This is a genomic window from Agromyces sp. Y782 (assembly GCF_059445405.1).
In genome coordinates this window covers 1,200,333-1,212,538 of the sequence record NZ_JCAIUG010000002.1, presented here as the reverse complement: position 1 = coordinate 1,212,538, position 12,206 = coordinate 1,200,333, and the positions used below count along the sequence as shown (strand labels likewise).

The 12,206-nt window shown below is 67.9% G+C and carries 9 protein-coding genes; 6 read left to right on the top strand and 3 right to left on the bottom strand.

Going from position 1 to position 12,206, the window contains the following annotated elements; translation table 11 throughout:
• Positions 1–5 precede the first annotated feature (5 nt).
• Both AC1C2S_RS19915 and AC1C2S_RS19910 read left to right on the top strand, forming a co-directional pair.
• Positions 6–563 carry a TetR/AcrR family transcriptional regulator gene (locus AC1C2S_RS19915; RefSeq protein ID WP_495354329.1) on the top strand — a complete coding sequence of 186 codons (558 nt, stop codon included), beginning with the start codon at positions 6–8 and terminating at the stop codon, positions 561–563.
• Positions 560–1,153, top strand: coding sequence for a MarR family winged helix-turn-helix transcriptional regulator (locus AC1C2S_RS19910; protein ID WP_495354328.1), 594 nt, complete (start codon positions 560–562; stop codon positions 1,151–1,153). Before AC1C2S_RS19915 ends, AC1C2S_RS19910 begins: the two co-directional genes overlap by 4 nt.
• Positions 1,154–1,169: 16 nt before the next feature.
• Here the strand turns inward: AC1C2S_RS19910 and AC1C2S_RS19905 are convergent, their stop codons facing one another.
• Together AC1C2S_RS19905 and AC1C2S_RS19900 are read right to left on the bottom strand one after the other, a co-directional pair.
• Positions 1,170–1,808 (bottom strand): response regulator transcription factor, encoded by a 639-nt coding sequence (locus AC1C2S_RS19905; protein WP_495354327.1) that lies wholly within the window; start codon positions 1,806–1,808, stop codon positions 1,170–1,172.
• Entirely contained in the window at positions 1,796–3,043 is a 1,248-nt protein-coding gene (locus tag AC1C2S_RS19900; RefSeq protein WP_495354326.1) for a sensor histidine kinase, read from the bottom strand. The genes AC1C2S_RS19905 and AC1C2S_RS19900 overlap by 13 nt, the downstream gene beginning before the upstream one ends.
• Positions 3,044–3,152: 109 nt before the next feature.
• On the opposite strand from AC1C2S_RS19900, the gene AC1C2S_RS19895 reads away from it, so the two are divergent.
• The 3 genes from AC1C2S_RS19895 to AC1C2S_RS19885 all read left to right on the top strand — a co-directional run bounded on the left by AC1C2S_RS19895 (position 3,153) and on the right by AC1C2S_RS19885 (position 9,842).
• On the top strand, positions 3,153–3,932 hold the full coding sequence (locus AC1C2S_RS19895) for an ABC transporter ATP-binding protein (protein ID WP_495354325.1): 780 nt from the start codon (positions 3,153–3,155) through the stop codon (positions 3,930–3,932).
• Positions 3,926–6,430 carry an FtsX-like permease family protein gene (locus tag AC1C2S_RS19890; RefSeq protein ID WP_495354324.1) on the top strand — a complete coding sequence of 835 codons (2,505 nt, stop codon included), beginning with the start codon at positions 3,926–3,928 and terminating at the stop codon, positions 6,428–6,430. The genes AC1C2S_RS19895 and AC1C2S_RS19890 overlap by 7 nt, the downstream gene beginning before the upstream one ends.
• 259 nt (positions 6,431–6,689) lie before the next feature.
• On the top strand, positions 6,690–9,842 hold the full coding sequence (locus AC1C2S_RS19885) for a hypothetical protein (protein ID WP_495354323.1): 3,153 nt from the start codon (positions 6,690–6,692) through the stop codon (positions 9,840–9,842).
• A gap of 5 nt (positions 9,843–9,847) precedes the next feature.
• On the opposite strand, the gene AC1C2S_RS19880 is transcribed toward AC1C2S_RS19885, so the two are convergent.
• Positions 9,848–11,254, bottom strand: a complete 1,407-nt coding sequence (locus AC1C2S_RS19880; RefSeq protein ID WP_495354322.1) for an MFS transporter — start codon at positions 11,252–11,254, stop codon at positions 9,848–9,850.
• A gap of 114 nt (positions 11,255–11,368) precedes the next feature.
• Between AC1C2S_RS19880 and AC1C2S_RS19875 the strand changes: the two genes are divergently transcribed.
• Complete coding sequence (locus tag AC1C2S_RS19875; protein ID WP_495354321.1) at positions 11,369–12,199, top strand: LysR family transcriptional regulator; 831 nt, start codon at positions 11,369–11,371, stop codon at positions 12,197–12,199.
• Positions 12,200–12,206 lie beyond the last annotated feature (7 nt).

The window sequence follows — 12,206 nt, the reverse complement described above, 5'->3', positions numbered from 1 at the left end:
AAAGCATGACCGCACTTCGCCCCGACGCCTCTCGCAACCGCGAGCGGATCCTCGAGGCCGCGAGAATCCTGCGCTCCGACGGCGATGCCCTGCACCTCAACGCCGTGGCACATCGCGCCGGCGTCGGAGTCGGGACGGTGTATCGCCACTTCTCGTCGAGCGAGGTGCTGATGGAAGCGCTCGTCGAGCACCGATTCCTGGAGATGGCCGACGCTGCTCGAGCGGCGGCGACCGACCCTGACAAGTTCGAAGCCATCCGAACGTTCATCGCCCAGTCGATGCAGATCTACATCGACGACCCGGATTTCGCCGGCGCTGTCTTGGCGTCAACGGCGGCGCGCGAGGAGACGCGTGCGCTTCGCGCTGATCTCTTCGCGGCATTCTCGACCTTGGTCTCTCGCGCCGCTCAGTACTTCCGGACAGATCTGGAGCCCGCCGACATCATGATTCTGCTCTGTGGGTTGGGCTACTCCGCACGATTGCGACCCGAACGCGCCTCCGACTACCTCGACGTGCTTTTCGACGGGATCGTCGCACCACCCTTCGCTAACCTTGTTCCATGACCGGATCCGGCCCTGATCTCGCGCTGCTCCTGCTCGCCAGCTACCGCAAACTCGCCGATACCGCGGTGCTCGGACTGGCGGCACGCGGGTTCGAAGACGTACGACCCTCATTCCACTACGCGATGACCGCGATCGACCTCGGGGCGGGGAGCGCGTCGGAGCTTGGCCGGGCGCTCGCGGTGAGCAAGCAGGCGGCGGCCAAGACCATCGCGCTTCTCGGCGAGCGCGGTTGGGTGGCGATCGAGGATGACGCGCTGGATCGTCGGCGCAAGAAGGTCACGGTGACGGATGCGGGTCAGCGGCTGATGCGCGAGGGCGCTTCGATATTCGACGAGCTGCGAGGGGAGTGGGCCGCGCAGGTCGGCGCGGAACAGCTCGACCGCCTCGAGGATCACCTCGCGGTGTTCGTTGGCGATGACACGATCCGGCTGGACGCCCCAGGCTGGGTCGCTGACGCAATGGTCGAGCATCCCGAGCCGCGCGTCGTTCCGCACCCGAGCGACGCAGGGAACGGGCCAGTGACGAAACCACCCGCGCCGAGGGTGTCGATGACCGGCCCTGTTCGAATGGATGCCGGTGAAGAACGGTGAAGAACCATAGCCTCCATCAGGTTCGCAAATACGCCAGCACGGCGAGAACGCGACGATGGCCGCTGTCGCTGGTCGACAGCCCGAGCTTCGCGAAGATGTTGCCGATGTGCTTGCTCACCGCTGTCTCGCTGACGAAAAGTCGCCCGGCGATCGTGGTGTTGTCGAGGCCCTCCGCCATGAGCCCGAGCACCTCCCGCTCTCGCGGGGTGAGCGATTGGATCGGGTCATCTGCGCGACGCCGGCTCAGCAGCTGCGAGATCACCTCCGGATCCATCACGGTGCCGCCGTCGGCGACCCTGCGCAACGCGTCGGTGAACTCAGTGACCTTGCCGACGCGTTCTTTGAGCAGGTAGCCGAGACCGCCGGCGCCCTCTGCCAGCAACTGTCCCGCATAGCGGTCCTCGACGTACGCGGAGAGGACCAGCACCGGAAATCCCGGTCGCCGCCGGCGCGCGACTTCGGCCGCCTTCAGACCCTCATTCGTGAACGTGGGCGGCATCCGCACGTCGAGCACCGCAGCATCCGTATCGTCGAGCAGCGCCAGAAAGTCGTCGGCATTGTCGACCGCCGCCACCACATCGAAGCCCTCACTGCGCAGCAACATGGCGAGTCCCTCGCGCAGCAAAGCATCGTCTTCGGCTATCACCACCCGCATGGCAGTACCACCCTCATGTTCGTCGGGCCGCCGACCGGGCTGGTCAGCAGCAGCGTTCCTTCGAACGCCTCGATGCGGCGACGGATGCCCGCGATGCCGCCGCCCGGGCGCTCGACCGCGCCGCCGCGTCCGTCATCCTCGATGACGATCAGCAGGCCCTCGACCCCCACCGATGGATCGTACCGAACGGAGACCGTCGCTCTGGTGGCGCCGCTGTACTTGTTGAGGTTCGTCACCGCCTCGGCGACGATGTAGTACGCCGCGGATTCCACGGCGGTCGGCACCCGGTCCAGTCCGACCACATCGAGGGAGCAGGGCACGGACGAGCGTCCGGCCACCGACGACAGCGCGCACTCCAGCCCGAGCTCATCCAGGATCGGCGGATAGATGTCGTGCACCATGGTGCGCAGCTCGGCAAGCGCATCCGTTGCGGCTTGCTGCGCACGCTGAAGCTGCGGGAGAGCGTCACCCGGGCTCGTCTCGAACGACCGTTCCGCCATCCCGAGCATCATGACGACACTCACCAAACGATTCTGCGCACCGTCGTGCAGGTCTTGCTCAATGCGCCGCAACTCAGACGAGTGTGCGTCGAGCGCGGCCGCGCGGCTGGCCGTCAGCGCCGTGACCCTCGCGGCAAGTTCGTCCTCGCGGCTCGGGGTCAGAATCTTGTTCTGCGCCCACCTCTGCGCAAATGCCAGCCCGGGAACGATCCACCAGGCGAGGAGGGCATAGCCAACGGCGACAAGGGGCGTCCAGGCGGCCGCGGCCCACGATGTCACCGGAAACGGACTCGATATGGGGTCGTTGGAGGGCGCCAGATACCAATACGCGGGGACGATCAGCGCGTTGACGGCGGCGAGCGGCAATGCGATGGTCAGAAGATTGACGAACGGCACGATCGCACCGTGCCCGATCAGCCACAGTAGATCCCGACCCGTTGACCGCGAGAAAGCGATGCGCAGGCTCTCGGTGAAGGTCGGATCGGCCGGGATCGGACTGTATGCCGACTCGACGTCCCTACGGGAGTTCGGTGCACTGCGAGTGCGCGCGCGTGATGCCCACCATCGCAACGGTCGCACGATCAGCGGCACGATGAGCCATCCGCCGCTGAGCACCAGCAGCGGCATCAGGATCACGCCGATCACCACGAATGCGAGCGAAACGAAACCGGCTCCCAGTTCGACGACCAGATAGCGCAGGGCGCGCCACCATCGTCGAAGTCGGTCGCGGCTCATCCGTTCAGTCTGCCGTAGTGCGCGCGCGCAAGGGGTGGAGCCAGCCACACCATTAACTGGGTAGCGGCCAGGATCGTTGCGGCGAGCGGCAATCCGTAACGTCCATGACATGAGCATTCAGGCATCCGAAACACAGACATCCAGGCTGTCAGGCCCGCACCCGGGCCAGGCGATACGCCTCGAGACGGTCGTCAAGAAATACGGCACCGGCCCGTCAGCAGTGATCGCTCTTCGCGGCATCGATCTCACCCTGGAGCGGGGGTCGTTCACCGCCATCATGGGGCCATCCGGTTCGGGAAAGAGCACGTTTCTGCACACCGCGGCGGGCCTCGACGCTCCGACGAGCGGCTCCGTCTGGATCGGCGACACCGATATCTCACGGATGCGGGCCAACAAGCTCGCGAAGTTCCGGCGTCAGCACGTCGGGTTCGTCTTCCAGGCCTACAACCTGCTTCCTGCTCTGACGGTCGAGCAGAACGTGACGCTGCCCCTGCTTCTGGCCGGCAAGAGCGTGGAGGACGGCTGGCTCGACCGCATCATCCGCTCGGTTGGCCTCGACGAACTTCGACAGCGGCGCCCGGCGGAGCTCTCCGGCGGTCAGCAGCAGCGGGTGGCCATCGCACGGGCGCTCATCACGCGGCCTGACGCCGTCTTCGCCGACGAACCGACGGGCGCGCTCGACTCGCGAACCGGTCGCCAGGTGCTTGACCTGCTCGCACAGATGACACGCGAACTGAACCAGACGGTCATCATGGTGACCCACGACCCGGCGGTCGCATCCCGCGCCGACCGGGTCATCTTTCTCGCCGACGGTGCATTCGTCGGATACCAGGACGGCGCATCGACGCAGGAGATCGTCGACCGCATGACCGAGTTGGGGAAATGGTGAACACACTCATCCGGGCGGGAATCCGCCAAAACAAGGGAACGCTCATCGGCGTCTTCGTCGCCGTTCTCACCGCGACGATGCTCGCGACCGGACTCGGCGTTCTGATCGAATCCGGCTCACGCGGCGGGGTCGACCCCGAACGCTACTCCGCCGCCGACGTGATCGTGGGTGGAAAGCAGTCGTTCGAGACCCCAGAGGGGACGACGTACTCCCTCCCGGAGCGCGTGCCGCTCTCCGCCGATGGGCTCGCTCTGATTCGAACGCTTCCGAATGCGGCGAGCGTCGTCACGGACACCACGGTTCCGATGTCGTGGGACGGATCGCCGATCGAAGCCCACGGGTGGAGTTCCGCGGCGCTCACCCCGTATGAGGTCAGTGACGGGAACGCCCCCCGCGCAGCGGACCAGGTCGTCGTTGACGGCAGCTTGGCGTCGCGCACCGAGGTCGGCGACACCGTCACGCTCGCTCACGGCGGCACCAACGCCGAGTATCGTGTCGTCGGGATCGCCACTGCTGCTTCGGGCAACGACCCCGCCCGTGCGGGGCACGTCTTCCTGACTGATGCCGCGGCAGCCGCACTGGCGCCGCGCGGCGGTGCCGGCGACGTCGTCGGAGTATTCGCGCGTTCAGGCGTCTCGCCGAGTGATCTGGCGAGTGAGATTCGCGCACAGGTGCCCGGTGCCGTCACATATACGGGCAATGACCGCGGCGCCGCCGAGTTTCTCGACGCCGGTGCCGCCCGAGCAACGCTCGTCGCGATCGGTTCGTCGTTCGCCGGCACAGCCATCCTGATTGCTCTGTTCGTGGTCGCAGGCACACTGTCGCTGTCCATTCAGCGGCGAAGGCGCGACTTCGCTCTGATGCGCGCCATCGGCTCCACCCCCATGCAGATCCATCGACTCATCGCACAAGAGGTGCTCCTCGTCGCAGGCGCTGGCGCACTCGTCGGAGTGATCCCCGGCTTCTTTCTGGCGGCCGCGATGCGATTCGGCTTCGCGCAAGCGGGGGTGATTCCTGAGGACTTCGCGCTCACCTTCGGCCCGATTCCTGCGCTGATCGCCGTCGTGGTCATGGTCGTGGCGTCCCAACTCGCCGCTGCGGTCGCTGCTCGGCGGCCCGCGCGCATCAATCCGATCGAAGCACTGCAAGAAGCATCGACCACGCCGTCCCGTCTGGGGCGTGGCCGCACGATCACCGGCATCATCCTCGGAGTCATCGGCTTGCTCGCAAGTGCCATTCCGCTGTTCGTCCCCGGTACGATCGCGGTCGCCGGCCCGGCCGCAGCCGCACTGCTCCTCATCATTGCCGTCGGCTTGCTCGGGCCACGCCTTGTGCGTACCGCCATCACGGTATTCGGTGGGCCGCTACGGCACTTGAAGTCGCCCTCAGCCTTCCTCGCGGCCGCGAATGCGCGCAGTAATTCGCGTCGACTCGCCGCAGCGATCGTCCCACTGGCGCTCGGCATCGGTCTCGGCCTCGTGCAGGTGGGTACGCAGTCGATTATCGCGGCCGAGGCCACCACGCAGTCGCACGCCGGGGTGACGGCCGACTTGATGGTGACAGGCGGAGCATCCGGACTCTCTGAGGACGCCGTCGCTTCCATCGCCCAGACTTCGGGTGTGAGTGCAGCGAACCCGGTGGCGCTCAGTCAGATGATCTTCAGCTTCGTTCAGCTCGGCGATCCGACGTCCGAGCAGTATCCGGTACAGGGGATCGATCCGGCAGCGACTGCCTCAACGTTGGATTTGGGCGTGGTGGCAGGCACGCTCGAGTCTCTGACCGGTGCGGACACCGTCGCGTTGAGTTCCGACGCGGCGCTGGCGGCGGGCGTGGGCGTCGGCGATACAGTCAGCGGGCATCTCGGTGACGGAACGGCGGTCACCTCGAGCGTGGTTGCCATCTACACCCGCGGTTTGGGCTTCGGCGACGTGACGATGACGAATCCCGCGTTGCTCGCCCACACGACGACCAGCCTCAGCAATTATGTGCTCGTGGGCACGCAGCCGGGGCAGCTGGCGCACGTGCAGAAGGCACTGGACGAGGCCGGATTCACCGTGGCGAACCGCAGCGAGCTCCGCGCGGCAGGCGACAGCGCGCGCGATGCGAACTCACTCGTCAACCTGATCGCGCTCGCCGTCATCCTCGGCTACATCGCGATTGCCGTGGTGAACACGTTGGTGATGGCAACGGGGGAGCGGCGGCGTGAGTTCGCGCTGATGCAATTGGTCGGAGCGACGCGCAGGCAGGTGCGGGCGATGATGCGCACGGAGTCTGCAATGGTCGTGGTGCTCGCCGCAGCGCTCGGAGTACTGGTGGCCCTACCCCCGTTGATCGGGATCAGCTTCGGTATTTCGGGACAGCTGCTGCCGAACGTCTCGCCGATCGAGTCCGCCGCGATCGTCGGCTCTCTGAGCATCATCGGCCTGATCTCGCTCGCTGTCGCGACACGGGCTGCGATGCGGAGCGCGCCGATCGCCGAGATCGGTTCGCGCCAGTAGCGTCTACTGGGCCTGCGTGAAACGCACCCTGCCACCGATGGGTCGCAAGGTGCGTTCGCGCGGGCCTGCTGCTGCCCGCTCGGGCAGCGAGCCGTGCGCGGTCCGCTGCGCGGCCGTACTGGACGTACTGCTCCCGGCGCGCGGTGATGGAAGCTGAGGGAAGCCAGGAGGAGGTCTGCCGATCCAAGAGCGAGGCGAGCAGGGCAGGCACGGCGAGCGAGTCGACCCGGGTGCGAAACGCGCGGGCGGCTCGACGCCCGTGAAGCGCGCCGCACAGCGCGCGCAGGCATCGCTCAATGCCCCGTGGATGCTGCGGGCCGACGACGTCATCGATCTGCAGCGGGACGCGGGCAACCGCGCGGTCGCGGCACACGTGCAGCGCGATCTCGAGCCCGACTCGCTCGCGGGACGGCATGCGCGCGAGCCGATCCCGAAGGGCGGTCCCGACATCCGGCCGGCGTTGCAAGCCCGGTATCCGGCGCTGCTCGGCGCCCTCACCTCGGCGCAGCTCGAGCACTGGCAGCGGGTCGTCGACCATTTCACGATCGCATGGCACATCGACGCCCGCGTGCGGCGGCTGTGGGATGACTTCGCCTATTACGGCACGGTCCGCGAGCAGCATCCCGACTACCTGAAGGAGCGGCGCCGGCTGCTCGGCGCCGTGCCGCCGAAACCCGACGAGCACCTCAGCGTGGACGTGCGGCTGCTGCTCGCTGACGATGTGAGCGAGCCGCCCGAGTGGGACGTCAAGGCAGAGACCGACTTCCGTCAGTGGGCCGTCGAGCAGATTACGAAGCGGCCGCTCGAGCTCAGTATGCGGCCGGTGCCCGGCGAAGCGCTCGGGCAGCACCCGATGCCTGGCATCGTCCACAAGACGAAGGGCTTCGTGACCGCCGACGACCTGCGCAATGACTACCCCGAAGAGTACGCGCGGCGTGTGTCGAACCGCGAAGAGCTCGCGAAGCTGCGAGAGGCGCTCAAAGAGACGACCGACGTGTGGCACGAGCTGCAGCCGATGCACCTCGAGCGAAGCGCCATCAACGCCGAGCGCATCGGCTTCGGGGCGATCCGACACGTCTCTGAAGCGCTCGGCTCGGGCAGCGATCCCTACCCCACGATCCGCATCTGGGACCAGCCGCGCCAGCTCATCGAGCGCGCGTGGCCGCTGCTGCGCGAGCGCAAGTACGAACTCGCCGTGCCGCTCATCGCCATGGCCGAGCAGTCGACCGCCGACGCGGCCAAGCGCTTCTCCGCCTATGAGAACCGCGTCATGACGGGCGCGGGCACCGCCGTGAAATGGCTCAACCGGCTGAAGACCGCAGGCACTATCGCCGCTGGAATCGCCTCGGGCGGGCTCGGCCTCACGGGCTCGGCCCTCGTCGCCGGCGGCTACACCTTCGCGCAGGAGGGACTCGGCCGCGCGGCTGAAATGCACTACGGCCAGCGTACGAGCCTCGGACTCGCAAGCCTCGTGCAGGCCGCGGGCGTGAGCGCCATCATGACCTACCTCGGCGGCGCCCTGCAGGCCAGATTCCAGGTCGCGATCAAGGCGCGCATCGACCGTATCCCCGACCTCGTGGGCACGAAGCTCGCAGAACTCACCGCGAGCGCGATGGCCGCCGGCACCTCGTCGGTCTACATGACGGCGACCGAGACCGTTCTGAAGACCGTCGTCGAGGGCAAGGCGCTGCCGAAGAACGCGAACGAGTTCGCCGACCTCATCGTCGACGGCGTGGTGCAGAACGTCGCCATGGACCTCGGCCTCGCCCGCGTCAACAGCCGAGTCGCGAAGGAGTACGAGGCGTGGCGCGGCGGCTCGCGCGGACCCGCAGTCATGGTGCCGGAGACCGCAGTCACGGATGCCGGGGGCGGGGCTGGGCGAGCGGCACCCGCGGTCGACGTGCCGGGCGCGACCGGAAAGACGGGCGCCCGGCTCTCGGATGTCGCCGTGCGATCGCTGCTCACCGAGGCAGGCGGATGGCAACGGCTCCACGCCGAGCTGCAGGGCGGAACCGGCCTGGGCGCGAACCTGCCGTTGCCCGAGCGGCACGCACTCATCGCGCGGTTCGAGGCGCATCGCGAGGGGCTCGCGCGCAACGCGGGTGCGGTGTTCGGCGGCGAGGTCGTCATCATCGACTCGGGTGGCGGGCGTCAGGTCGAGGTGCGCTTCACGGGCGACGAGGCGGCGCAGCACGTGCAGCACGCGACCGAGTACCTCGACGCGAAGTCGCCCGGGTGGGGGCGACAGACCGACGTGCGGCTCGTGGCCGAACCCGCCTCGACGCGGTCGCCGCAGGCGACGACGGGCGGCCCCGGCGGCAGGGATGCCGCACGCGTCGTCGATCACCTCGGTGCTGAGGCGCGGGCGCTCGCCACGGAGTTCGTCCCCCTCTACGACCGTTACCGCCGCATGACCCCCGAAGCGCGATTCGACGCCCTGCTCGAGATCACGAACCGGCAGCTCACGGCGTCGGGTGCGCCGCAGCTCATTCCCAACCATTTGCACAACCCGACCCCCGACCAGTTCGGCAAGCAGCCCGCCTCGGTGTGGGAGCTGCACATCAACCGCGATCTCGTGTCGCAGCGGGATCCGACACCAGAGCAGTTCGCCGATGCGTGCGACACGATCGCCCACGAGGCGCGGCACGCGCTGCAGTGGTTCCGCATGGCTCGGCTGCGCATCGAGCGCGCGATGCCGGGCGCGACCTATGCCGACGTGCGGTCGCGCGCTGAAGGCGACGTCGTGCTGCGGAACTTCGATGCGCAGACGGTGAAGGCCGCCTGGGAGGCGCAGTCCGGAGCACGGCCCGCGGAGTCGTTCCGCGCGAGGGAGCTGCACCATGACGCCGCGGCCGCCTTCTACGACAGCGTGTTCGGCGCGAACGGTCCGACTCGGAATCGGATCTACGACATGACGAAGATCCGAAAGAACGAGCTCGGCGTCGCGATGCGTCGCCTCGACTTCATCTCACGGCTCGGCCTGCCCGAGAACAACCGGCAACTCGGCGACGCGCGTGCGCGCTACCAGGAAGCCCTCGACGCGCACACTCGAGCGCACAACGACTACGAGATGCTCATCGAGGAGATCGACGCCCGCATCCACGGGCAGGATGTCGCGGCCGCCGTGCTCAACGACGCCCGGATGCTCCCGCAGGTGCGCGATCGGGCGCGCGAGGCGCACCGTGCGTTCATCCTCGCCAGTCGCGAGACTCGGGATCCCTCTGCTCGAGGGACTCATGCCGCCCGAACGACTGCGCGAGCCGACGCCTTCCGCCGGTATGAAGAAGCCATGGAGACGCTGCGTCGGCTCCAGCAGCGCCTCGAGGCGCATGCGGCCGCGGCGGCAAGGGCGGGGGCCACGGGTGGTGGCGGCGCAGGCGGAACGGCCGGCGGCGGGGCATCCACTCGCTGAACCGGTCAGCTCGGCGAGCCGGGTCGCGAGGCGCGGGTGAGCAACACGTATGCGCAGCATCCGAGGGCGGCGATGATGGCCGCGGTGAGCAGCGACGCCGTACCACCGGTGTCGTGTTGCGTTGCGGCGATGAGAGCGCCCATCACGGCGACGCCGAGTGTTGCGCCCACCTGGCGGACGGCGTTGAATATGCCGCCGACGCTGCCCGCGGTTCCATCTGGCGCCGCTGACAGCACAGCGGAGATCAATGCGGGGAGGGTGAAGGAGACTCCGAACCCGACGATGGCAAGTCCGACTGCGGTCGGAATCGGCGGGAAGCGAACGGTGACGGCCACGGTGAGCACCGCGCTGCCGAACGCGAGCAGCGTCAGACCGCCGATGATCGGAGGTCGTGGTCCGTAACGGGCCACGATCCGGCCCGTCAAGAGAGGGTTCAGCGCACACGGGATCGTGAGCGGTAGCAGGAACATCCCGATCTGGAGAGGCGTCAGGTCGAGGTTCTGGAACAGCAGCAAGGGCAGCGCGAATATCGCGCCAGTGAGTACGAAGTTCACGGCGGCGCCGGCGATCAGCCCGGCGACGACACCCCGCGCTCGGAGCACCTGTGGTGCGAACACGGGCGAGGCACTTCGCCGTTCGACGATGATGAGGGCCGCGGCAACGGCAATCGCAGCCGCTCCCGACACCGTGGCGAGCACGATGTCCCGGCCGCCGAACGAGATCAGCGAGCCGCTGAGAAGGGCCAGCGTCGCGCCGGCGAGCAACTGCGCGCCGACGTCGATCCGACGTTGGGTCAGAGGAGCGGCGAATCCGGAACCGGCGACCAGTACCAGGACGATGACGGCGATCGGCACGTTGACGATGAACACGGCGCGCCATCCCGCGAACGCCACCAGCGCGCCACCGATGATGGGTCCGGAGGCGAGCCCGACACCGCTGATCGCGGTCCAGGCTGCCAGCGCTCGGGAGCGTGCGGCGGGCTCGTGGTACAGGCGGGTGATCATCGCCATCGACGAGGGGATGCACAGCGCGGCCGCCACGCCCAGCAGCGCGCGCAACGCGACCAGCAGCCCGACCGACGGCGCGAAGGCGGTCAGCAGGGACAGCAGCCCGAACCCGGCGATCCCGACTCGGAACACTCGGTGGGCGCCGAACCGATCGGCGATTGCGCCGGCCGAGAGCACGAACGCCGCCAGCGTGATCGTGTATCCGTTCACCACCCACTGCAGTCCGCCGACCGAGGCGTGCAGAGACCGAACGATGTCAGGTTCGGCAACGGAGAGCACGGTTGTGTCGAGGAGGACCATGAAGTAGCCGAGCGACAGGCCGAGCAGTGCCCGGAAGCGTCCCGGATGCGTCGCAGAGCTCACTGAGTGCTGGACATACGACTGGCGCTGGCGAGCGTTCACCATGTATTCCTCCCACGGAATCGAATCGAGTTCGGAGCCAATCCTGTGCGGGACGAGCGAAGTCAGCGACCGGCTGAGCCGTATGCTGACTTCGGAGAATCCGAACGGAGGTGCGCCGTGGAGCTCAGACAACTGGCGGTATTCGAGGCCATCGTTCGCGAAGGAACGGTCGGCGGTGCGGCGATCGCGCTCGACCGTGCACCCTCGTCGATATCCGAACAACTGCGCACGCTCGAACAATCACTCGGCGTCACATTGTTCGAGCGGAAGTCGCGCGGTATGCAGCTGACGCCGGCCGGACAGCGGCTGCAACGGTGGGCCCGCAGCCTTCTCGACACGGCTGATGATGCTCGCCGTGACGTGGCCGCGACTCCGGTCGAGGTCCGGCTCGGCGCCCGACGTTCGGGCATCCAGGTGAAGACGAGCTGGACGGCCAGCCGCGTCGCCCTCCTCGAAGACCTCGGCAGCGGGGCGATCGACGCTGGACTCCTGCTCGACCTGGGCGAGGGCCTCGGTGAACTCGGATTCGAGACGCCACCAGGCGACTTCGCCTACCTCGACATCGAACCGGTGTCACTCTCCCTCGTAGTGGCGGCGTCGCATCCGCTCGCGCAATCGGCGCCGCCGGAACCCGACAACTTCGAGGTCTACCCGCTCGTCGGCACCAGCCCCGGTTGCTCGTTCTGGCTCGCGGCCGACAAGATGATCGCCCCGCGCACCCCGCGGGTCGAAGCAGGCAGCGTTGCGATCGCGAAAGCCTGGACGATTCACGGCGACGGGCTGGCGCTGCTTCCGGACTTCGCCATCACGACCGAACTCGCTGCCGGCGAACTCGTGCGCCTTCCGGTCGAGACACCGCAGCTCGAACTTCGCCTGGTCTGGCGCTCCGACCGCGAAGGGCGCCCCGGCGTCCGCGACCTCCTCTACGCCATCGCCGATCCGGCGTAGAACCGGG

Bases quoted from the DNA above. Each gene is read 5' to 3' on its own strand.
- AC1C2S_RS19915 (WP_495354329.1), top strand. From the start codon at position 6: ATGACCGCACTTCGCCCCGACGCCTCTCGCAACCGCGAGCGGATCCTC.
- AC1C2S_RS19895 (WP_495354325.1), top strand. From the start codon at position 3,153: ATGAGCATTCAGGCATCCGAAACACAGACATCCAGGCTGTCAGGCCCG.
- AC1C2S_RS19880 (WP_495354322.1), bottom strand. From the start codon at position 11,254: ATGGTGAACGCTCGCCAGCGCCAGTCGTATGTCCAGCACTCAGTGAGC.
- AC1C2S_RS19905 (WP_495354327.1), bottom strand. From the start codon at position 1,808: ATGCGGGTGGTGATAGCCGAAGACGATGCTTTGCTGCGCGAGGGACTC.
- AC1C2S_RS19910 (WP_495354328.1), top strand. From the start codon at position 560: ATGACCGGATCCGGCCCTGATCTCGCGCTGCTCCTGCTCGCCAGCTAC.
- AC1C2S_RS19890 (WP_495354324.1), top strand. From the start codon at position 3,926: ATGGTGAACACACTCATCCGGGCGGGAATCCGCCAAAACAAGGGAACG.
- AC1C2S_RS19900 (WP_495354326.1), bottom strand. From the start codon at position 3,043: ATGAGCCGCGACCGACTTCGACGATGGTGGCGCGCCCTGCGCTATCTG.